We start from the raw sequence: 23,250 nt of genomic DNA on the forward strand, positions 1-23,250 counted from the left end.
TTGGTGTAATTAATCAATAACTTAAACGCTCGGCTTTATCAGGCGAGCCCTATAATAAGCTGTTACATGGCACTAAAGTATGGCTGATGAAATCGAGTATGTTGAATGTTGCCAACATGGAAAGCAGCAAGAAACTTTTGTTTGCCAGCACATCGTTGAAAGCTTGAAAGATGACAAGCCTAGAGGTTTTTGGTGGTCAATTGAGCAACCAGAAAATCCTAGACCAGATGCGTGGTGTTCAGAGTGTGAAGACTTAGTAAATAAGACTGGAGAATGGGAAGGAGAAGCTGAGAAATTTGCAAACATCAAAATTCTATGTGGCATCTGCTACGACAACGCTAAACTTCTTAACTTTCCTAATAAAAAACCATGGTGGCGATTTTGGTAGCTTTGCCATATAACAAGCTAATAAATAAGGACAAAAAACAGCTTGCTGTTTTCGTTCCTCAACATTTTAGCAAACAATTTTTTGCCCATTATTAGGGCGTTGAGGATATAGAATTAATCTATAGTGGTAAAATGTAGATGATTTCTTTGTTTACAGCGTCCGTACAACTCACTTTCTAGTGGAATATTCCCTTTGATTTCACGTATCAACACCATTAGAGGCTTAATTTTAACGATTCTGAAGCTGGTTTACTGAAATAGAAATTCTACTGGCTCGTTAAATGCCTCTCGATTTCAGCTCATGGAGTCCAATTCCCTTGTTAGATCTAACCACTCACCTTAGTCAAAGTAACTTTTAACACTGTCCCAAATCCCTAAAGACGTATCAGGAAATAAGTCGATACCCAGTGCCGATTTTAAAAGGTACAACATTAGCAGTCCAAATAGCATACTAACAATGATAAAGCCACTGACACTAGCAAACATCATCAGCATAGATAGGTTCTTTTCTCGACGAGTATAGGCGCGTTTGTTTTTACCTAATAAAAACACATAATAAAAACGCAACTTAATGAAAGGAAATTTGAATGTCCCCCGTTTATCTACGAAGTGTCCTCCCCAAGTATTAGGACCTAGTGACATCTTTATGGCATGGAGTTGTTCATCAGTAAAACTTGATGCAACATCGGATGGTGAGCGTTTGAGCATTTTTTCAATGAGTGGATCTTGCCTAATGGCGTCATTTGTTGGAACTTGAGGAGCGCCAGTCATACTAACCTTACTCTTGTTTATCTTTATTAACCATTAAGTTAAATCTAGCATACAATTGTATGGTTACTGAAATGGAACACAACGGAATATTTAAGGCATTAATGATGACAGATTTTCAGCAAGTGATTTCATTTTGGTTTGATGAAATAGACAAGGCAATGTGGTTTAAAAAAGACACTGAGTTCGATCGAGTTATCATGTCTAAATTTACCTCGCTGCACAGTCAAGCTATGGCTGGTGAACTGTATGAGTGGCGAAAGCATCCTCAAGGCAGGTTGGCAGAAATTATTATATTGGATCAGTTTTCCAGAAATATGTTCCGAGACACTGCAAAAGCGTTCGCATCAGACGCACTTGCATTGGTATTAGCCCAAGAAGCCGTAGCGCAGGGGCAAGATAAGCTGTTAACAGTCACTGAGCGCAGCTTTTTATACATGCCTTACATGCATAGCGAGTCTATGGCTATCCATCAGCAGGCATTAGTGTTATTTAATCAAGATGGCTTGGAGTCAAACTATCAGTTTGAAATTAAGCATTTTGACATCATCAAGCAATTTGGCCGCTACCCTCATCGAAACAATATTTTAGCTAGAGAGTCTACTGCTACTGAAATGACCTTTCTCACTCAACCTGGCTCATCGTTTTAAGCGTGAATTAGTGTGCAAACGTCTAAGATTAAAAACAAAAACGCCTATCAATAGCTTGATAGGCGTTAATCTTACGTCACATCATGAGTGACTTTACTCAATAAGTGACGTTAGTCAGTATTTTGCTCATAGCGAAGTAATACCAAGTCATCGTTACCGTTGAGTACGTGTTTAATAAAAGGATTATTAAACAGGCTCTCACTCGTAGCGCTATGCAAGGTGATTGGGCCGCTAGTTGGCACTTGTTCAAGGTAAATGTCATTAAACAAATGGCTATAATAGTTAATGAAGCTTGGTAAAATCAGTACAAGATTTGATGATAACGTTTGAATGAATTTGAAAATATTCATACGAATAGTTTTATCAATCGCCACGACACTCGCCAGTTTCAGGTAACCGTTTTGTGCAACACAAAAAGCAAGGTGTCCGATGATTGAATTGTTGTAGTAAAAACATACAACCTTTAAACGTTTACATTCAATATGCTTAAGAGTCTCATTAAAGTCGTAACCGCTTTGTACTTTGTGCGCTTGGTATATCGACTCTTTGTCATCTTCAGTCATCTCGTCAAACCAAAACTCTTTAATTTGATTAATGCTGTAATTGTAAATGTTTGGCATTTGGCCATCATGAGTACGATTTTTACGGGCTTTTCTGATAACTTTTAATTCATGTTCGTCGTATTGGTAGCACTGATTAAAAAAGTTCGCTAAACCTACTCTTCGATTTAAAGACGGAAGAATAGTGCCTTTTTCCCAAAGACTCACCATTGACTGGTTGATGTTTTTAAACAGGCTGTGATTATTAGCTAAATCATCAGCTAAGGTTTGTTGAGATAGACGATACGACTTTCGGTATTGTCTTAACACAGTTGAAAAACTTTCTTTGTTAAATTCGGTCTCAGTGAACTGATTTGCCACGCGCTTCCCCTTGATACATATGTGAGCTAAATGTCGTTGCTATTTAAACGGTGCAAATCCTAGTTAACATCTGTGACATAGGCTACTTATAATAACTATAAGCTATGCTAATATTAGGGCGAATTTATCAAGGGTTAACGCATGTACGTAAAGTATTCTGATCAAATAAACCTCAACTACCTACGTGTATTTAATGAACTGTATATTACACGCAGTACCACAGGTGCGGCGGCAAAATTAGGGATCTCTCAGTCTGCTGTAAGCCAGATATTATCTAAGTTACGCGAAGCTACTGGCGATCCTTTATTCATCAAGGGCCAAGGTCATTTAGTACCTACAGTTAGAGCAACAACAATCGGTGATGGTTTAGCTGCTGAGCTGATGTCATTGGAAAAAAAGCTATATCCTGATGAGTTTTTTAATCAGGCCGATTTTGACGGCGAGATCACATTTGCCATTTCCAGTCCACTGATTGATATCATTTCAAAACCACTCGTTGAGGTCAGCTCAAAGATTTTGCCAAAAGCGAGAATTTCGTTTATTCATTGGAACGACCATACCCTTGATCAAATTATTAATGGTGATGTTCATATTGGTTTTAACCTGTTTCCATTAAATGCCCCAAAAGAAATTAGACAAATTCCTATCAGAGAATCAAAGCCTATTTTTGTTAGCAGAACTGAAAATAAATGGATTGAAGAGGGCATGGAAAATAGTGGCTTTAAAGACCACGTTTTTGCTGGTGTCATACTCAGTGGGATTAATCGCATTCAGGCAATTCTAGAAAACACGGATTTAATGGAAGGGTTTAGATTTAAATATCGGTCTGAGTCACAGTCGATATTGGCGAATCATTTACTGAATGACAATAGTGTTATCTTAGTCGATGAGTTGTCTAGCCATTATTATGAAGAATATTATTGTTATCAAGCGCCACAGCGATTGAATAAGCTGTTACCGACGTCCTTGAGTTATGCCATTTATTACTTGCAAGCAAACCATCAGCATCCTATTTACTCTGATGCTGAGCGTGTGGTTCGCAATCTTCTAGACGAGCTTTTAGCTGGGGTTGAGATTATCCCCAACCAAAACCGTTATTAAGTCAGCTAAGTGCTGTGACATGGATAAAGCTGCTGAGCACATAGCACATAGCACATAGCACATAGCACATAAAAAAGCGCTACATTTGGGGGAATGCAACGCTAATAAGCAGTTTTTTGAACTGATTAAATATCAATAAAATCAATGTCGAAGGAGAGACGACTTCATTGAATTAGAGCTTCACCATCAGCTTACCTTTGTTACCACCACTAAAGAAAAAATTTAGTCCTTCAATTGATGACTCAAGCCCTTCTAATACGTGTGCACGATGTTTGATTTTACCTTGTAGCACATAAGGGGTTAACTTCTCTAGTAGGCTTGGTACTTCGCCATAATGATCTGGCATAGTAAACCCTTGCACTGTAATGCGTCGTTTTAGGATATTCATCCAACTTGGTCCTGGTGCAGGTGTTTGTTTGCTGTAATCAGCAATTAAGCCGCATACCATGACGCGCCCATGTGGATTCATTCTGTCGATAATTAAGCTTTGAATTGGACCAGCGGTATTTTCAAAAAATAAGTCAATTCCTTGCGGGGCTAACTTATCTAATTCAGCAGCGAGATCTGCTGTTTTATAATTTATCGCAGAATCAAAACCAAGCTCGTTGACAATCCAGTCTGCTTTTTCATCACTGCCTACCACGCCAATCACATGTAAGCCATCAGCTTTAGCTAATTGCCCCACAATAGAACCAACAGAGCCCGCTGCGCCGGTGACAATGATTGTTTCGCCAGCTTTGGGTTTACCGACATTGAATAAACCTTGAGTGGCTGTAAGTCCTGGTAATGCGAAAACAGATAAAATGGCTTCATCAGGGAGCGGTGCATCGATTTTGTTTAAACCTTTACCTTCACTGACAAAGTATTCTTGCCAACCCATCATACCCATCACGCGATCGCCAGCTTTAAAATCAGGATGATTACTTTCAACGACCTCACCAACACCACTACTTCGCATCACATCGCCTAAATTAACCGGTGGAATATAGCTATCAGTATCCGGCTGCATCCAACCAAACATAGCAGGGTCTAGTGACATGTAGTTTTGCTTAACCAGTAACTCACCAGGTTTAACGGTAGGCATTGGCTTTTGAACCACTTCAAAAATGTCTGATGTGATTGGGCCACCTTGTGGACGCTTGACAAGTTTAATGGCGGTAAAGGTGCTCATTGAAAATCCTTATTAAATGGAAACGGTTTTAAAAGTTAATGAAGTTATTATTCCTTTTCTTTTTTATAAGATATAGTGGTTAAAAAGCGATTCTTTATTGCTTTTAAGACAATAATGGTTGGGGTATGGATCAATTAAGAGCGCTTAAATACTTTGTGAAAGTGGTGGAGCTTGGTAGTTTCACTCAAGCTGCTAAGGTTTTTTCGGTTCCCGCTTCTTCACTTTCAAGGCGTGTGGCTGATTTAGAAAAAAGCCTTGGGGCAACCTTATTAAAACGCTCAACAAGGGCGGTGAACTTAACTGAGATTGGCGCTGAATATTATAAGCAAGTCTCGGTGTTGCTGAACCAGCTAGAGCAAAGTAATGAGGCAGTGAGAACTTATCAGACCGAACCAATGGGAAAGCTGCGAATAAGTGCAATGGTGGGGATTGGTCGAGAAGTGTTAATTCCACTGATGGAAGAGTTTTCGCAGTTATATCCTAAGGTGATCCTTGATATTGAGTTAAGCGATGAATTGTCTTCTGTGGGCCGTGATGATGTCGATATTGCTATAAGAGGGGGTTATGCTCCCAATGATAGAGTGATGGCTATACGCCTGATGGACAATCAGTTTATTCCAGCTGCAACCGAGCAATATTTACAAAAAATGGGCCGGCCAAGTCATCCTAACCAGTTATCAAACCATAAAGGTCTATATTACCGCTCGCCCAATGGCAGAGTATCTTGGCTTAGTTATATTGATGGCCAATGGCAGGATGTTTCTGCTCCCGCAGCTGCAATCAGTAACGTAGGGGAGTGGCTAATAGAAAAAGCCAAAAACCATGATGGTATTGTGATGATGCCTCGTTGGGTGCTTAGTCCTTTTTTAGAAAGAGGCGAGTTATTAGAGTTAAATTTTGAACCACCATTATCAGCAACTCAAAGTGCTGATTTTGGGGTTTATCTTATATATCAAAAACAGCGCTATCATGTTCCGAAAGTCAAAGCGGCAGTGGATTTCTTGGTGGCTAGAATGAAACAATAATTTATGAGCTTTTTATTCAAGCATTGAGCAGTACGAGCTTTATTGAGAAAACACAATGAACCTGAATATAATTTGCAACGTTTTGAGGTAAACATGGATATTCAAATAAAAACGCAACGTCTTAGCATTCGAGCGTTTGAAGCGGGCGATTTAGCGGCATTTACGAAATACAGAGCTGATCCTCAGATTGCGCAATACCAAAGTTGGACTGATTATAGCCTTGAGCAAGCTCAAGCCATGTTTGAGCAAATGGATTATCAACAATTCGGTGAATCTGGTTTATGGTTTCAATTGGCGATTGCAGATAATCAAACTAATCAGCTCATGGGCGATATTGCATTGCATTTTATTGATAAGCAGCAAATAGAAATCGGTTTCACGATTGCTCAAGATTACCAACAACAAGGGATTGCGTATGAAGCGGTATCAGCAGTGATCGAGTACTTGTTTAATTCGTTAAATAAACATCGAATCGTTGCCACTACAGATGCTGAAAACCTTGCTTCAATGGCCTTATTGCTAAAGTTAGGATTTAGAAAAGAAGGCCATTATTTGCAAAACATCTTTTTTAAAGGCCGCTGGGGCGATGAATGTTTTTTTGCCATGCTTAATAGTGAATACATGACTAAATCAAAGGAAGGCGTCAATGTCTTGCGATGATTGTCAGGATTCTATTTTTAAACAAAAAATTGGCCGTTGTAAGACTTGTATGTGGCAATTAACGGTTTTATCGTTGTTGGGGTGGCCACTTTGGTGGTATTTGTTTAGCGACGATATTTCATCCGTTGAATCTATTGCAATGATGTTCTTTTGTGGCGCTTTTACTGGTTTATTAAGCATTCACTTGCTGGTATTGGGGTATCGAAAGCTTAATCACTTAGAATGAATAGGTTAGGGCCTGTTGATCTTTCGAGGTTGCTTTTGCAGCGAATTGTTGGTCATTTGTACAAGGCAGAGACTTTGTGGTGTAGTTATTCTACATAAAAAGTCGATAACGCAGTAAAAATGACCAACAAACGCTGCCCGAAGGGTTCGACTAAAAGCGTTTTACTCTTTGTTGAATGAACTTTGCTTAGATGACTAGGCATCAATTCATCCGCCTCGATTAAAATGCTTTTATTTCGAACAAAACTTAACCTGCAAAGATCAACAGGCCCTAGGGTTTTATATAAAAAACGGCTAATAGGATATCAATAAAAAGTCAGCGAACAAGCTGACTTTTTATTTTGACTTGTTTGATGCTGCTAATGGGTTAACTTCTGTTTTTCCATTTAAAGAGTACTGAGTACTTCCACAGGCTTTTAATCACAAAGAAGCTAATAAAAGCAAAAATAAGTCCTAGTGCTACACACCCTAATAGAAAAGGTGGACCAATGGTTCCAATTGAGCTTTCTATCCACTGCCAATTGGCTTCAAACGCAAAGTCAGTGGTGTCCATACCTAATATTTTAGCGCCTAACAGGTAAGCGGCGTAAAACATAAACGGCATTGTGATTGGGTTTGTTAACCATACAAGTGCAACCGCCAAAGGAATATTGACGTTAAAAAATATCGCCATGCCAGCAGCAATGACCATTTGAAATGGGACTGGAAGCCAAGCAACAAATAGACCTACCGCAAATGAACCTGGAGCTGACTTACGATTTAAACTCCACAAGTTGGGCTTATCTAATAAATTACCGAAAACACGTAAATACTTGTGATTACGCAAGGTTTCAGGCTTCGGCATAAATTTTTGTAATAATTTTTTTGGCATATACGCGATTACTGTCTTTAATTAATCAATGATAAATCGATTCATTTATGGTTTTTGCGCCAGTATGCTTTTTAGCAATATATTGCCAAGCTTACTTCCTATATGGATGGCGTCTATCATTCTGATTGTCGTTTTATCCACCTTCAAAAAATGGCCATTCATCAGTGGGACACTTAGTGGAGTTTTATTAGTTTCTTTTTGTTTTAATTCACTATTTTCATCACACGAATCTGAAATTCCTGTTCAAAAACAATTCAAGGCAGAGATAGTATCACTAGTTAGCACAAACAGCGACTGGATAAGTTTCGACATTCGGTTGATTTCTGAACATAAAGCATTCTACCAATCTAACTATAGACTCACTTGGCAACATCCGCCCGAGGTTAAAGTCGGTCAAGTATGGTTATTTACAGCCCGCATGAAACCCATAACAAGCCCATTGAATCAAGGTGGTTTTAATCAACAAAAATACTTATTAAGTCGTCATATTGTCGCTAAAGGTAGAGTCAAGCAAGCAAAGCTTCTTCATTATGAAGCGCCAATACGACAAATAATCATTGATAAGATGACGCCAATATTACACAGCTTATCTAATGGATCTGTGTTAAGAGCGCTTTTATTCGGTGACAAGTCAGCATTAACGCCACAGCAATGGCAGCAATTAAGGCAAACGGGTACTGGACATTTAGTGGCAATATCAGGTTTGCACTTATCAGTGGTATTTGGCTTGTTTTGGTTTTTATCTCGCTTTGGTTTGCAACGCATTTTACCTACAGAAAGTAGACGAAATGTATTGATGGCCATGGTTTTTGCTGTGTTAATGACAGCTGGGTATGGCTACTTAGCTGGGTTTGCTATTTCGACTCAGCGAGCATTCGTAATGTTACTTATGCTGGTGGTACTCACTATGGTGAATCAATACTCATCACCCTGGCAGCGGCTTATGTGGGCGTTATTTGCCGTTTTAATCATTGATCCATTCGCAAGTTTAAGTGCAGGGTTTTGGCTATCGTTTAGTGCACTGGTCATCATACTGTTTACACTTGAATATTCAGAAGCTAATTCCAGAAGCATAAATGAAGTGATCGAATTTAACGACACAGGAGCTAACGACGCTGGAACTAACGACACTGAATTTAACAATGATGAAGTTAACAACGATGAAGTTAATGCTGCTAAAGGTATCGATACTCAAGATATCGATACTCATGATAACCAAACTCAAGATAACGAAAAAAGTATCCATCAAGTTGACCCATCATTAGCAAATAATTGGTCATATATTCATTTGTTCAAAATGAAGTCTCGAAATTATTTTTGGCAGTTAGTGATTTATTTTCAGCGGTTTTGGTCAATTCAATGGCGACTCGCTGTTGGACTTGGGTTAATTCAAGCCGTTTTGTTCGGTACAGTATCGATTAATAGTATATGGGTTAATTTGCTCATGGTGCCATGGTTTAGCATTTTGGTTATCCCCTTAAGCATCATTGCATTGGTATTAATTTTACTGATGATGTTGTTGCCATTGTCTGATGAAATAATGGTTGGTATTGGCACTCAGTTAATGACGGTGGCAAATTTTACACTTGAAGGTTTTCAGCTACTTATCAGCCAAAGCAACCATTGGCCAGTGGCGTTAATTTATTTACCTGATCGATTAATTATCTGTTTAATGATGTTTGTTTTTGGGCTGTTTCTATTGAAATGGACGGGCAATATCCAGTGGCGGTTATGTGCTGGGTTACTGTGTTTGCCATTTTTTATGTATCTCACTAACAACTTAATAAATGAAGAAAACAATGACCTTCCTACAAACTGGCAAGCCCATATTTTAGATGTTGGTCAGGGCACTGCTGTTTTGATCCAACAAGGGAATAGGGGAATACTTTATGATACTGGCGCTGCATACGGCGAAAATTTCAGTTATGCAGAGCGGGTGATTATTCCCACCTTAAAAGCTAAAGGCGTAAGCCAGCTTGATTATATTATTATTAGCCATGACGATAATGATCATGCTGGTGGACTAAGCACATTACTCGCTCAATATCCTAATAGCACGCTCATTAGCGATACGCATGAGCATCACTTTAATCTAAGCAAGGTAAAAGAGCCTATTGTAAACCCGTGTAGTAAACGGCAATTTATTTGGCAGGGACTAAAGGTGGATCTAGCTGTTAACTCCAAAGCTGAAAACGATAATAATCGTTCCTGTATTGCTTATATTAGTGATGATAAACATCAGCTGTTATTGGCTGGAGATATTGAGAAGCAATCTGAGCAGTATTTTATCGAAAATAACAGCTTAACCAAGGCTGATATATTACTGGCACCACATCACGGCAGTCGTACTTCATCTACAGCTGCATTTATTGATGAAGTGTCACCAAAGCAAGTTATCTTTACAGCAGGATTTGCCAATCAATATGGATTCCCTAAAGATGATGTCGTTAATCGATACAAAATAAGAGGAATAGAAACACTTGTAAGCGGACGGTCTGGTCAAATTAGTATAGATTTTAAACCATCAAATTATGTTATTCGTCAATATCGTACAGATATTGCGCCATTTTGGTATAACAAGCTGTTTAGATTTGGTGAGAAAGTTAAAGCAGAGTAGAATATGGCCTTTGTTTGCTATTCAAGTGTTAATGTAATCAATGACAACAACTAATAACGAAATGTCGAGCGTATTTAGACGCCTTCTTACTTATCTGGTCCCTATGAAAGGGATGTTCCTGTTAGCTATCGCAGGCCTACTGACTTATGGCCTAGTTGATGCTGCTTTTATTGCATTCATTAAGCCTTTTATTGATGAAGGCTTCGGCCAAGCGCCTGCTGTTGTAGGAGGCGTTGAAGTCGATGTTCCTACCCACGGTGGCTTTAATGCCAATAAAGATATTATGTTGATGGCACCATTAGTGGTGATTGGCATGTTTACTTTGCGTGGTATTGCCAACTTTGTATCCACTTATTGTGTTTCGTATATGAGTGCAAAGTTAATCATGGATATGCGCCAACAGGTATTTGAGCATTATTTACGTTTACCTGTGAGTTATATTGACCGTGAAAATAGCGGTAACTTAATTTCTCGTGTGACCTTTGATACTGAGCAAATTGCACGTGCATCAGGCAGCGCGCTAATTTCTATCGTCCGTGACTCAATCACTGTTATTGCTATGCTAGCCATTATGTTCTTTTATTCATGGAAATTATCACTGTGTATTTTAGTGATTGGTCCATTGATGGGCATTGTTATTAGTGTTGTGAGTAAGCGTTTTCGTAAAGTCTCTAAGCAAATTCAATCTGCAATGGGCGGCGTAACAGCAACTACAGAGCAGATGATTAAAGGCCATAAAAATGTGTTGGCTTTTGGTGGTCAAAAGACCGAAGTTAATCGATTCTTTAAAGTGAATGACTCTAACCGTCATCAGAATATGAAACTTGCTGTGGCTCAAGCTATTAGCCAACCAGTCATTATGATTATTGGCTCTTTTGCTCTGGCCTTTGTGTTATATGCAGCGACTTTTCCTGGTCTTAAAGAAGACATCACAGCAGGTACTTTTGCGGCTATTTTAGGTGCCATGATGGCGATGCTTCAGCCAATTAAAAACTTAACCCGAGTTAACGCTGAGTTTCAGCGTGGTATTGCAGCTTGTACCACAGTGTTCGAGTTATTAGATACCGCGCCTGAATCTGATACCGGTGAATTTGAAACCAAGCGCGTTAAAGGTAATTTGAAGTTTAATAACGTGACGTTCAGCTATCCTGATACCGAAAAACCAGCATTAACCAATATCGATTTTGAAGTTAAGCAAGGTAAAACTATTGCATTGGTAGGTCGCAGTGGCTCGGGTAAGTCGACGATTGCCAGCTTAATGACACGTTTTTATACTGGGGTATCTGAAGGGGATATTACTCTTGATGATGTTAGTATTTATGATTACAAATTAACCTCTTTACGTAATCAAGTGGCACTAGTCTCTCAACAAGTGACCTTATTCAATGACACCATTGCCAATAATATTGCTTACGCATATCCAGGTGAGGTAACCCGTGAACAAATTGTCAAAGCAGCTGAGCTTGCTTATGCCATGGAGTTTATTGAAACCTTACCTGAAGGTTTAGATACCGAAGTGGGCGAGAATGGTGTTTTACTTTCTGGTGGTCAGCGTCAACGAATTGCGATAGCAAGAGCGATGTTACGTGATGCTCCTGTGTTGATTTTAGATGAAGCAACGTCTGCCTTAGACACTGAATCAGAAAAAGCCATTCAACATGGTTTAGACAATTTACGCCATAACCGTACTTCAATCGTGATTGCTCACCGCCTTTCAACTATTGAATCTGCTGATGAAATCTTAGTGATAGATCAAGGCTCGGTCGTTGAGCGTGGAACTCACACAGATCTTATCGCCAAAGAAGGCATTTATTCCAACCTGTACCAAATGCAATTTGGTAATTAAATGCAATCGTTAGTGAATAAAATCTGGTACCAAGGGCATCCAGCTAAATGGTTATTAATGCCATTAAGCTGGTTGTTTGCTTTAGTGTCTTTTCTTAGACGTCTAGGTTATAAACTAGGTTTAAGCACTGCAGAAACTCTCCCTGTTCCAGTCATTATCGTAGGTAATATTACCGCTGGCGGAAGTGGTAAAACGCCCACGGTGATTTATTTGATTAATTTATTGCGCCAACAAGGTTACAAGCCTGGGGTCATTAGCCGTGGTTACGGTGTTAATATTGATGGCGTTAAAGCGGTAAGGCCTACTGATAAAGCGACTGAAGTAGGTGATGAGCCAGCTATGATTGTTGCTCGTACTCAAGTTCCTATGGTTGTTGGCGCGAAACGTATCGATGCTGCTAAGTCATTATTATCTGAATTTGATGTTGATGTGATCATTAGTGATGATGGCTTACAGCATTATGCTTTAGCAAGAGATATAGAGCTTGCCATTGTTGATGGGCAACGCCGTTATGGTAATGAATGTTTAATCCCAGCAGGACCACTTAGAGAAGGGCTATGGCGATTAAACAGTATCGATTGGGTGATAAATAATGGCGGAGAGTCTCAAGCTAATGAAGTTAGTATGAGTCTAGAGCCTAGTACGCTTAAATCAGTAAAGCCGTCAAATAATGATGGATGGCTGCATCAAGATGCTGTGGCGATGGCTGGCATTGGTAATCCCCAACGGTTTTTTGATAGTCTGCAGACTTTGGGTTATTCAATTACACAAACTAAAGCATTTGAAGACCATCAAACCTTTGATGAAGAGGAGTTAAAGCAGCTATCTCTTCAAAGTCCATTGATTATGACTGAAAAAGATGCGGTTAAATGTCGCGATTTTGCACAACAAAACTGGTGGTATTTGCCAGTAAATGCGAAGCTTAATGAAAGTTTTGATCTAGCATTTTTGAACAGACTAAAAGAAGTCATCAAAGTTAAACAAGGAAACCTCCATGGCGTTCGATAAAAAATTACTTGAGATTGTGGCTTGCCCTGTATGTAAAGGTAAGTTGGAATTTGATAAAGAAGCAGATCAACTTATCTGTAAAGCTGATAAATTAGCTTACCCAATAACAGAAGGTATTCCTGTATTACTCGAAAACAGAGCGATACCACTAGAGTCGTAATGATTCTTAGCTTGCGAGAAGTCATTAGCTTACGGTTAAAGCCTTTAGCTTGTTAGAAGCCTTTAGCTTGCGAAAATCCTTTAGCTGACTTTTAGTAAACGAGTTTATTAAAATGATAAAAAGCGCCTATATGGCGCTTTTTTTGTGCCTACTTTAACTGAGGTACATTTAATTGCTTTGGTTAAATTTTGTGCGTTTAATGTTATTCGTATGTAGGTACTGTTTATAGAGTAATTGCACTAAGTTTGTCTGAAGTAAAACTTAGAGAATTAATTCTGCTTAAGTTTGCAGTTATTGTCTTTTTATCAGGATACTGAATATTCAGATCAGTATCGGATAATTTCAATGACTCAAATGCAATCCTTCAAAGACAAAGTCGCTCAAATGTTGGTATTAAACCAAGGGCAAAGGATCAGTCACTTTGAATATGATGGTAAGCGTTACTGGTTAAAACAAGTTGAACAGTTAGAAGGTGCAATGCGTTTTTTAAAAGCCAATTCTGCTAAAGCGTTGACTAAAGAAACACAAGTTTTAAAACAACTGGATACCGAAGGAGCACCTGTGCCTAAAGTTGTGGCGAACGGTGAAGGTTATTTAGTGGTTGAAGACGCGGGTAGAACGGTTCGAGAATGGTTAGATAGAGATGATATCGAATCTTCAAAGTTGCAAGGTATCCTCAATGACTCAAGCCAAGCATTAGCCCACTTACATCAAATGCAATTAGCTCACGGACGTCCTGCACTAAGGGATATCAGCTGGCGATCAGGTGAAGTTAAATTTATTGATTTTGAAGCAAATCAGCAAAAAGGCACAGTGGTGGATCTACAGATCCGTGATTTATTGGTTTATGTTCATAGCTTATATCGATATTTAGGTGAAGACAGCGAGCGGATTTCGAAGGCTATTACCGCTTATCGACAGGCTGGTGGTGAATTGATTTGGCAAAAATCTAAGCAGTTTCTCACTTCATGGCAATGGTTGTATTACTGTGCACGTCCTTTTAAAAACATTGGCGGTAAAGACTTAAAGCCTGTTTATTGGGTTTTATGGCATTTCAGAAATAATTAATTGCTGAGCAACTAAAAAAGCTTGTGACAAGCACAAGCTTTTTATTGAAACTTAAACGCTTAAGCCTTTAAGTCTTGATAAAGAGTATCAATCCACTTTTTCTCAGTGATGAAATTCCAACTCCAACTTTTCCATTGTTCTGGTAAACCTGTCGCATGGATTTGCTCAAGCGTTCTTCCGTTAGTTAATTGCTTGTTCATCCAATTAATTGAATCGTCGAGCATATGTTTAAATTTCATTAAATCATCTTTGCTCGCGAGCTCGCCATGTCCCGGGATGACCTGAGTTTGGTTATCAATGATCATAAGCACTTTAGCGACATTATTGCGATAGCCAAGAACCGAGCCGCCGCCTTTTAAGTCAACATAAGGAAAGCGGTCTTTAAAGAATAAATCGCCCATATGCACGACATTATCCTTTTTCCAAAATACGACACTGTCCCCATCAGTATGCCCAGGACCTAAGTGCTTTAAGGTCAAAGTATCATTATTAAAATGAATTGAGACATCTTCTGAGTAGGTGACTACAGGTAATGCCGCTTTGGGTGTGCCTTCTTTAGCGCTAAGACGTTTTAATACATTGTGATGGGCAAAAATTATGCCTTGTTCACCGAAGTGAGCATTACCACCAGTATGATCACCATGATAATGGGTATTGATGACGTACTTAGGATTACCCGGTTGAATTTTATTTAATGAAGCACTTATTTTATCTGCTAAAGGGGCAAATTGGTCATCAATGATTAATATGCCATCACTGCCAGCTGAGACGCCGATATTGCCACCAGAGCCGGTGAACATGTATGTGGAATCAGTGAGTTTTTGCGAAGTGATTTGTACATCTTTAAAACGGTCATCATCTGCAAGTGCAGCGGTGCTATAAAAGGATAGTTGTATCAATGAAAGGGTCAATAAACTGAGACGTTTCAGCGTCATTACAAGCTCCTGTGTTATTTGACCATCTTGCCAGTAAAGCGACTAAATTAGTAAAGCTACTTAATCAGTAGAGCTTCTGGCAAGATGGTTAAGCATTGGTATTACTCCATTACAATGTCCAAGGTAGCAGTTTTTTTGCTCTTTTGTCAGCTAAACCTAATTTAACTGAAGATTGATAACGGATACGGTACAAGGCCTGATAGCACAAGGGCACCAAATATAAACTTGTGATAGTGGAGAAGCTTAATCCACCAATAATCGCAATCGCCATTGGTGAGTAAGGTGGTCCACCACCGCCTATTTGAGTGTCTCCCATTGCTAATGGCACAAGACCTAATACTGTGGTTGCCACTGTCATCAATACCGGACGTAATCGTGTAATACAAATTGATTTTATGGTTGTCGAAAGATCGGTAAGTTTAGGTGTCATCTGGTTTATTTGGTCAACCAGAACAATCCCATTGTTTACTACGATCCCCATCAGGATAAGGATCCCTATCATTGCCATAACTGACATCGCTGTACCTGATATCCATAAGGCCCAGAATACACCAGTAATTGAAAACAAGATTGAGCTGATAATCGCAGTAGGTAATAACAGTGATTCGAACAAGGCTGCCATAACGATATAAATCATCGCCAGCGCTAAAATCATGTTTACTGCCATAATCGATTGGTCTTCATCTTGGCGTTGGAAGCCACCACGCAGACTATAGTCATACCCGTATGGGAAGTTAACATTCTGCATGACTTTTTCTATTTGTTCTTGAGCCTCTTCAGTGGTGATATCGTTGACATTGGCGCCAATGGATAACGCAGTTTGGCGATTGTAATGTCTGATGGTGTCAAAACGCGGCTGGATTTTAATCTCAGCTAAGTTATCTAAGCTGTATACTCGTTCACCTTTACGAATGATAGGTAATTGCTTTAGTTGCTCTAAAGAGCGTTGCCAGCTTTTATCGTAAGCCAATTCAATACGTAACTCGCCGTTAGGATCGTGCCTGAATGAGCGAAGTGGTGAGCCGCGAAGTGCCATCGAAATATGCGATGCAACCTCATTAAGTTTTAAGTCTAAACGCGCAGCCATTTCTCGATTTATAGTCACAATGACTTCTTGCTGGGCAGCATTAACTTCAGAGCGGACATCTTCAAGCCCTTCAATAGCGCTTAATAACGGCACGACTTGTTCACTTAAGGTAATTAACTCAGACGTTGAACGACCAGTTAAGGTTATCCTTAGCCCAGAGTTTTCATTGCCCCAACCAAATTGCGGAGTTGCTGCCGCGTATTTAGGAAAACCATCTCGGATAGTTTGTTTAAGCTCAGACATCGGTGTTTCAATGTCTTTTTGCAAAAGAATCGTCGTCTGAATACTGTCGGCTGAATAATAGCTATAAACCGAATCAATCATAAATGCTTCTTTATTGCTATAAAGATAGTCTTCCATTTGATTAATCATGGCTTCAGTGACTTTAAGGTTATGGCGACCTTCTAATTGATAGTTAATATAGAGGCGGTCGTTTCCTTCACCATCAGATTGGTCTTGCTTTACCAAGCTCAGGGGAAGGGCAGTAGAAACAAGGATTAATACCGCAAGTACTCCTGATATTTTTGAGTGGGCTAAAACCCAGCTTAAGCTACGCTGATAATAGTGTTGCAGCTTAGACTCTTTTTCTTCGGTATCAATTTCAAAATGCAACTTGGTGAGCAGTAACGGAATTAATGTTTTTGCCACTAATAAAGATGCTGCCAGAGAAATACAAATTGAGATTGCTACATGCTCAAGGAAAATGGTCAGCTCAACCTTTACCCCCACAATGTTTGGCAAAAATACAATCGCTGTGGTTAATGTACCAGCCAGTACCGCCAAGGCGACTTTCTCGACACCTGTTAATACCGCGGATTCATTGGCCTTTTGGCACTGAGGCTTAGTATCTTCTTGGCCAGTTAAACCATTGCGTTGTTTCTCCTGCAATACGCTTTCGGTAACCACAACCGCATTATCAATCAGCATACCCACAGCTAATAACAGTCCCATCATTGATAAAATATTTAAGCTGTAGCCCAGTAAATACATACCAGCGAGGGTCATACAAATTGATATAGGTACCGATGAAACCACCACTAGTGTCATTTTCAGGTTTCGTAAAAATAGATACAGAACTCCAAATGATAAGAAGGCACCGATTAATCCTGAAATCAGCAAATCTTGTAATGATGATTTAACCCCATAGGCTTGGTCTTCCATGACAAAGAGTTTGATGCCTTGGAATTGTTGGTCTTGTTTAGTTTGTTCAATGACATTAAGAACACGCTCTGACACATGTACGAGGTTTGCACCAGATTCTTTAAATACATCTAAACCGACGGCATACTTTTGATCCAAATGACGACCTTCAAAAGGTTCTGGCAAAGTGAACTTAACAGATGCGATATCTCCCACAGTGGTTGTGGTATTGAGTTTCACAGCTTTGATATCTTCAAGAGATAAAAACTCACCTTTAGGCGATACCTGAAATACCTGATTGTTATTACGCACTGTGCCAGCACTAATGACAAAGTTTTCTAATTGCAGACGTTGTCTCAGCTCTGATGGGTTAATTCCTGAAGCTGCAAGCTTGTCTGCATCAAGTCGGATCTCTATTTGTTTTTGGTCAACACCATAGAGAGTCACTTTGGAAACACCTTCAATACGTTCGAGGGGTTTACGAAGCTGTTTATCGAGCAAGTCAAATGCGTTAGATAACTCTCGTTCACTTGAGATCCGTATAGTGAGCACTGGCATGTCTGCAGTTGAGAACTGCTGAATAAATACCCGCTCAACATCTTTAGGAAGTAAGTGCCTTACTGTATCAATTTTTTCCCTAGCCTCTAAGCTTTTGGTGGCGACATCTTCTCCCCATTTCATGTTCAGTTGAATATTCGCGCCATCTTGTGAAGAGTTTGAGCGTACCTCTTCGATGCCGCTCATTGTTGCCAATGACTCTTCTAACACACGAGTAATATCTCGCTCGACTTCAGCAGGAGTTGAGCCTTTGTACGGCACATTAACCTGAATTTGTGGAATGTCGATCCCAGGAAACATTTCTAGAGGTAACAATCGGCTTGAAGCCATGCCAAACAATAAAATGGCGAGGAAGAACATGCTCGTTGTGACAGGTCTTTTTATTGCCAATCTGGTAATACTAAAACCTGGCTGCTCATTTTTCATGTTTTGTGTATTGGGGTTTTCTTTACTCATGACTGTCCCTCCATTGAAGGTTCAGTTGATACTTTTGACGCTGTTTGCTCTGCATCAGTTTGTTGATAATTTTTCTTATCGAATATGCCGTACAGGGCAGGGATCACCAACAGCGTCAGCATGGTTGACATACTTAGGCCAAATATAACGGTAATTGCCATTGGCGCACGGATTTCACTACCATCACCGACACCAATTGCCATTGGTAATAAGCCAAGTGTAGTTGTCATGGTTGTCATCATAATTGGGCGAAGCCTAGATTTAGCAGCAGTGCTAATTGCTTGGTCTTTTTCTATGCCTTCTTTACGCAATTGGTTAATTCTGTCGACTAATACAATGGCGTTGTTCACCACAATACCTGCCAACATAATCAAGCCTATAAAGACGACGACGCTGATATGTGTGCCAGTAATAAATAAACCAATAACACTTCCGCCAACAGCCATAGGTACAGCGAATAAAATGAGTAAAGGGTGCAATAACGACTCAAACTGACTCGCCATGACCAGATAAACCAAGAACACAGCAAGCACTAATGCAATTTTAAGCGACTCAAAAGAATGTTCCATTTCTTCATTTTGACCGCCAAAACGAGCCTGAATAGAAGAAGGGAATTGCTGTTGGTTTAAGATTAGCTGTGCTTCTTTAACTGCTTCACTTAAATCACCATAACTTAAATTAGCCGATACAATTGCCACACGCTGCTGACTCACTCGGTTAATTGCAGAAGGGCCAACTTGTAATGAAACATCGGCTACCGCACTCAATGGAATGGCATGTTGGCTATTAGGGTTGATGATTAATGCATTCACATCTTCGATATTGTTTCGCTCTGCTAATTCACTACGAACGAGAATATCGACTTTACGATCGCGAACGGTATATTGGCTGGCAATGGTACCGCCAACACGGTGCGCAATGCGGCTTGCGACAGTAGGCGCATCTAAATCAAGCGCGGCTAGACGAGCATGGTCAAACCGAATACTGATTTCAGGTTGGCCGTCACGAAGCGATGTATTGATATCGCTAAATCGAGTTGATTGCGATAATGCTGAAACCAGTTGGTCACCGCTTTGTTTTAATTGTGCTAAGTCGTAGCCTGATAGTTCAATTTCTAACGGAGTTTTGAAACTGAACAATTCAGGATGCTCAATTTTCGCATCGAGTGCCGGTATACGCCTTGCTGTTTCTCGTAACGTTGCAGCAACAGTATCGAAAGCTTGGGTGTTTGCTAGTACAACTTGTAAACGTCCCCAATTTTCTCCGCCACGTGCGGTATCAGAGGTCATTAGTCCGCCGCTACCTGCTTGGCTGAAAGTGTGTTTAACATCTTCACTATCACTGATTGAGTAAGCTAGCTCTTCAAGTACGGAATCCGTTTTTTGAACCGCTGTTCCAGGTGGTAATAATATCTCAACGTAAAACTCACCTTGGTTCATTGGTGGAATTAATTCGACGCCTAATCTTGGGAATAGGCTGCCAGCACCAACTGTCAATATAATAGCGATAATCACGGTGACAACTTTATGTGCCATGGCATGCTTTAATACACGGTGATAAATTCTTTCAATAAAGCGATAGAATAAATGAAAACCTGCACTGAGAGGGCGCATAACCAGGCTAAATAACCATGAGAAAAATCGAGTTAAAATAATCACTAAATTTAGCATCGCATTTGGCAAGTAACTCAGCACTAATTTAAACGGGAAACCGAGTATCAATGCTAAGTAGTGACCAACTTTGCCTTTGGTGGTTGTAGGTTTAGCTTTAGGTTCTGTAACCGTCTCTTCTGGTAATTGAGTAAATCCTTGGCGCGAAGCCAGCATTGGAATCGCAGTTAAGGCGACAAAAAGTGACGCTAACAGAGCAAAAGTAACAGTGAGAGCTTGGTCTGAGAACAAAGCGCCAGCGATACCATCAACGAACACTAACGGTACAAATACTGCTAATGTAGTCAGGGTTGAGGCGAAAATTGCCCCAGCTACTTCTTTACTGCCTTTTACTGCAGCCTCTAATCTTGCTAATCCTTGAGCTTTATATCGGTCAATATTTTCCAGTACTACAATTGCATTATCGACTAATAGGCCGATAGCTAATGCAATTCCCCCTAGTGACATGATGTTTAAACTGATATCTGCAAAGTACATCATGTTAAAGGTTGCAATAACCGAAAATGGGATTGAGATTGAAATTATTAGCGTGGCGATAATGTCGCGTAAAAATAGATAAATCACTAGCATAGCCAATAAGCTGCCGAATAATGCGGCAGAGGTCACTTCGCTGACAGCGCTTTGAATAAATTCTGATTGGTCGTAAATGACTTTTAATTGATTCTCTTCAGACTCTGCATTGAGGTTATCAAGTTCAGCCTTAATCTTTTGAGCCACAGAAACAGTATTGGCATCACCTTCCTTATAAATAGCCAGTTCTATCGACTCGACATCGCCAATACGGGTGACATCACTGCGCTCTTTATATCCGTCCACAATGTCGGCTACTTCACGCAAGCGAATTAAGGTTTGGTCATTTCGATATACAATCACGTCACGCAATTCTTCAAGCGAGTTAAACTGATTTAAGGTTCTGACTAAGTATTCTTTGTCTCCTTGAATCACTTTACCGGCCGATAAATTGATATTTTCTTCGTTAATACGACGCTTTATATCATCAGCATTGAGGTTTAACTGCTGAAGCTTTTGTTGGTTTAATAGAATATGAACTTCTTGCTCTAAACCACCAGATAATCTCACCGCAGCAACACCAGATAATGCTTCAAGTCGTCTTTTTAGTTCTTCATCGGCAAAAGTTCTCATGCCTTTTAATTCAGACTCGCTTGCATCAGGTACGGATAATGCTAAGCGCATGATTGGGTCTAAATTTGGATTAAAGCGCAGTAAAAGTGGCTTATTAATATCTAATGGCAATTCAATAGTGTCGATTTTTTCACGTACTTCTAGGCTCGCCATATCCATATTGGTGCCCCATTCAAACTCGAGCACGACATCTGACATGCCTGAGCGCGAAATAGAGCTGATTTTGCGTAATCCTTTTACAACACCAACGGCTTCTTCAATTGGTTTGGAAATAAGTTGTTCGACTTCAACTGGAGCTGCACCATCATAAGCTGTACGAACCGTGACACTCGGATAACTTAAATCTGGCAGTAATTTAACCGCTAAACGAGTGAAGCCAACCATGCCGAAAAGCATAATGGCAAGCATAAACATCCACACGGTGACGGGACGTTTAACCGAGGTATTAATTAATGACATACTTTTATCCTTACTTAGCGTTTAGGCTGTTTTTTGCATAAGAAAGGGGCGTAATTATTTCAACTAACGATTGATCTTTAAGGTTTTGCTGACCACGAACAACGATCTGCTCACCGTGTTCAACACCTGAAATAACCTCGACTTTATCTTTTTCACGATAGCCTAGTTTTACTTCACGGCGAGTGGCGGTATTGTCTTCAATTACATACAAGGCTTGAGTATCATCTTGATTAATCACGGCATTGAAAGGCACTGTTACTACATCTTCATGGGTATCGTATTTAAGTTCTACACGAGTGAACATGCCAGCTTTTAGATTTGCTTTACTATTATCAATAGCGATAGTGACTTTAAATGTGCCGCTTTGGGCATCAACGATTGGACTGATACGCAATACGTTTGCGATGATTTCATTAGATTGAGAGTTGTCAGCACTGTTAGCGTATTGATTACTTATTTTAGCTTGTTGACCTAAGCGAAGGCTGGTTAATTGCTGCTCAGGAAGGTGAACAATGCCATGCAGTTCATCTTGATTAACAATATAAAATAACTCTTCGAACTCTTTCGCCATATTGCCTTTTTTGACATGTCTCATTGCGACAATGCCGTCGATAGGTGACACAATTTGGCTTTCGATCACATGTAACTCTGCTAGGTCACGTTGAGCGATAGCCGCTTGTAAGTTGAACTCTAATTTGGCCATGACATCTTGGCTGATGAATTCTTTATTCTTCATCTGCTTTAAGCGGTTCAATTCTTGCTCGATTATTTGAACTTCAGCTTGTGAGCGTTTGTAATCATAATGCTGGCGTTTGGCATCAATGGTGGCTAAGGCTTGACCTTTAGTCACTCGGTCACCTTCTTCAACGTTAATCTCTTCAATTAGACCTGCTATTCGAGTTACCACATGAGCTTCTTCAGGTGCTTCTAGCGTCGCGGTCGTACTATAGAAAGAAGAAACATTACCTTGTGTTACTTGTGATACTTCAACCGGTACGGCATACTTTTCTTCTTCTTTTGATTCTTCTTGCTCACCCGTACATCCACTTAAACCTGTAGTAAGTGCTGCAATACAAAATAGTGAGATTGTCATTTTTTTCATGCTGATTAACCTATCCATGGGGTACCTGCCAGTTCAATAATTTGAATTAATGACGCTTATGGAGTTAAGTGTGGAGCGTTAACTTGTAAACGTCACGTTATCAATTGTAACTAATGTTAATTTTGCTTGATTAAAGCAGTATCTATGCCATAATTTAAATTGTTTTATTTTCAGTGGTTTACTGTGTTTATGTGGGTTTTGAAGAACAGGTTAATATTATTAT

19 protein-coding genes are annotated in these 23,250 nt (G+C 39.8%); 11 read left to right on the plus strand and 8 right to left on the minus strand.

What is annotated here, in order from left to right; translation table 11 throughout:
• Positions 1 to 79: 79 nt before the first annotated feature.
• Positions 80 to 388, plus strand: coding sequence for a hypothetical protein (locus FNZ24_RS09970; protein WP_153914337.1), 309 nt, complete (start codon positions 80 to 82; stop codon positions 386 to 388).
• A 338-nt stretch (positions 389 to 726) separates the two neighbouring features.
• On the opposite strand, the gene FNZ24_RS09975 is transcribed toward FNZ24_RS09970, so the two are convergent.
• On the minus strand, positions 727 to 1,158 hold the full coding sequence (locus tag FNZ24_RS09975) for a hypothetical protein (RefSeq protein ID WP_153914338.1): 432 nt from the start codon (positions 1,156 to 1,158) through the stop codon (positions 727 to 729).
• Between the two features lie 101 nt (positions 1,159 to 1,259).
• Between FNZ24_RS09975 and FNZ24_RS09980 the strand changes: the two genes are divergently transcribed.
• Positions 1,260 to 1,805 (plus strand): DUF924 family protein, encoded by a 546-nt coding sequence (locus FNZ24_RS09980; RefSeq protein ID WP_153914361.1) that lies wholly within the window; start codon positions 1,260 to 1,262, stop codon positions 1,803 to 1,805.
• A gap of 110 nt (positions 1,806 to 1,915) precedes the next feature.
• On the opposite strand, the gene FNZ24_RS09985 is transcribed toward FNZ24_RS09980, so the two are convergent.
• Positions 1,916 to 2,725, minus strand: a complete 810-nt coding sequence (locus FNZ24_RS09985) for a helix-turn-helix transcriptional regulator (RefSeq protein ID WP_153914339.1) — start codon at positions 2,723 to 2,725, stop codon at positions 1,916 to 1,918.
• A 141-nt stretch (positions 2,726 to 2,866) separates the two neighbouring features.
• On the opposite strand from FNZ24_RS09985, the gene FNZ24_RS09990 reads away from it, so the two are divergent.
• On the plus strand, positions 2,867 to 3,826 hold the full coding sequence (locus FNZ24_RS09990; protein ID WP_153914340.1) for a LysR family transcriptional regulator: 960 nt from the start codon (positions 2,867 to 2,869) through the stop codon (positions 3,824 to 3,826).
• Positions 3,827 to 3,998: 172 nt separating this feature from the next.
• Here the strand turns inward: FNZ24_RS09990 and FNZ24_RS09995 are convergent, their stop codons facing one another.
• Positions 3,999 to 4,997 (minus strand): NADP-dependent oxidoreductase, encoded by a 999-nt coding sequence (locus FNZ24_RS09995; protein ID WP_153914341.1) that lies wholly within the window; start codon positions 4,995 to 4,997, stop codon positions 3,999 to 4,001.
• A gap of 125 nt (positions 4,998 to 5,122) precedes the next feature.
• Here FNZ24_RS09995 and FNZ24_RS10000 point away from each other — a divergent pair, with 125 nt between their 5' ends.
• From FNZ24_RS10000 to FNZ24_RS10010, 3 genes are all read left to right on the plus strand, one after another.
• The gene (locus FNZ24_RS10000) at positions 5,123 to 6,022 is read left to right on the plus strand and encodes a LysR family transcriptional regulator (protein ID WP_153914342.1); all 900 of its coding nucleotides are present in this window, start codon (positions 5,123 to 5,125) and stop codon (positions 6,020 to 6,022) included.
• 93 nt (positions 6,023 to 6,115) lie between these two features.
• Entirely contained in the window at positions 6,116 to 6,682 is a 567-nt protein-coding gene (locus tag FNZ24_RS10005; protein WP_153914343.1) for a GNAT family N-acetyltransferase, read from the plus strand.
• On the plus strand, positions 6,669 to 6,908 hold the full coding sequence (locus tag FNZ24_RS10010; protein WP_153914344.1) for a DUF3624 domain-containing protein: 240 nt from the start codon (positions 6,669 to 6,671) through the stop codon (positions 6,906 to 6,908). Before FNZ24_RS10005 ends, FNZ24_RS10010 begins: the two co-directional genes overlap by 14 nt.
• A gap of 366 nt (positions 6,909 to 7,274) precedes the next feature.
• On the opposite strand, the gene FNZ24_RS10015 is transcribed toward FNZ24_RS10010, so the two are convergent.
• Positions 7,275 to 7,778 (minus strand): DUF2062 domain-containing protein, encoded by a 504-nt coding sequence (locus tag FNZ24_RS10015; RefSeq protein WP_153914345.1) that lies wholly within the window; start codon positions 7,776 to 7,778, stop codon positions 7,275 to 7,277.
• A 64-nt stretch (positions 7,779 to 7,842) separates the two neighbouring features.
• Between FNZ24_RS10015 and FNZ24_RS10020 the strand changes: the two genes are divergently transcribed.
• The 5 genes from FNZ24_RS10020 to FNZ24_RS10040 all read left to right on the plus strand — a co-directional run bounded on the left by FNZ24_RS10020 (position 7,843) and on the right by FNZ24_RS10040 (position 14,477).
• Positions 7,843 to 10,395: a DNA internalization-related competence protein ComEC/Rec2 gene (locus tag FNZ24_RS10020; protein WP_194945033.1), complete on the plus strand. Its 2,553-nt coding sequence runs from the start codon at positions 7,843 to 7,845 to the stop codon at positions 10,393 to 10,395.
• 40 nt (positions 10,396 to 10,435) lie between these two features.
• On the plus strand, positions 10,436 to 12,241 hold the full coding sequence (gene msbA, locus FNZ24_RS10025; protein ID WP_153914347.1) for a lipid A export permease/ATP-binding protein MsbA: 1,806 nt from the start codon (positions 10,436 to 10,438) through the stop codon (positions 12,239 to 12,241).
• On the plus strand, positions 12,242 to 13,249 hold the full coding sequence (gene lpxK, locus FNZ24_RS10030; RefSeq protein WP_153914348.1) for a tetraacyldisaccharide 4'-kinase: 1,008 nt from the start codon (positions 12,242 to 12,244) through the stop codon (positions 13,247 to 13,249).
• Positions 13,236 to 13,409, plus strand: coding sequence for a Trm112 family protein (locus FNZ24_RS10035; RefSeq protein ID WP_102528526.1), 174 nt, complete (start codon positions 13,236 to 13,238; stop codon positions 13,407 to 13,409). The genes lpxK and FNZ24_RS10035 overlap by 14 nt, the downstream gene beginning before the upstream one ends.
• A 345-nt stretch (positions 13,410 to 13,754) precedes the next feature.
• Entirely contained in the window at positions 13,755 to 14,477 is a 723-nt protein-coding gene (locus FNZ24_RS10040; RefSeq protein WP_153914349.1) for a phosphotransferase, read from the plus strand.
• A 59-nt stretch (positions 14,478 to 14,536) separates the two neighbouring features.
• Here FNZ24_RS10040 and FNZ24_RS10045 read toward each other — a convergent pair whose 3' ends face one another.
• From FNZ24_RS10045 to FNZ24_RS10060, 4 genes are all read right to left on the minus strand, one after another.
• Positions 14,537 to 15,412, minus strand: coding sequence for an MBL fold metallo-hydrolase (locus FNZ24_RS10045; protein ID WP_153914350.1), 876 nt, complete (start codon positions 15,410 to 15,412; stop codon positions 14,537 to 14,539).
• Positions 15,413 to 15,521: 109 nt separating this feature from the next.
• Complete coding sequence (locus FNZ24_RS10050; RefSeq protein WP_228768444.1) at positions 15,522 to 18,653, minus strand: efflux RND transporter permease subunit; 3,132 nt, start codon at positions 18,651 to 18,653, stop codon at positions 15,522 to 15,524.
• Positions 18,650 to 21,925: an efflux RND transporter permease subunit gene (locus FNZ24_RS10055; protein ID WP_153914351.1), complete on the minus strand. Its 3,276-nt coding sequence runs from the start codon at positions 21,923 to 21,925 to the stop codon at positions 18,650 to 18,652. Before FNZ24_RS10055 ends, FNZ24_RS10050 begins: the two co-directional genes overlap by 4 nt.
• A 10-nt stretch (positions 21,926 to 21,935) precedes the next feature.
• On the minus strand, positions 21,936 to 23,027 hold the full coding sequence (locus FNZ24_RS10060; protein WP_153914352.1) for an efflux RND transporter periplasmic adaptor subunit: 1,092 nt from the start codon (positions 23,025 to 23,027) through the stop codon (positions 21,936 to 21,938).
• Between the last annotated feature and the right edge of the window lie 223 nt (positions 23,028 to 23,250).

Source organism: Shewanella sp. TC10 (genome assembly GCF_009663145.1).
Lineage (GTDB): Bacteria > Pseudomonadota > Gammaproteobacteria > Enterobacterales > Shewanellaceae > Shewanella.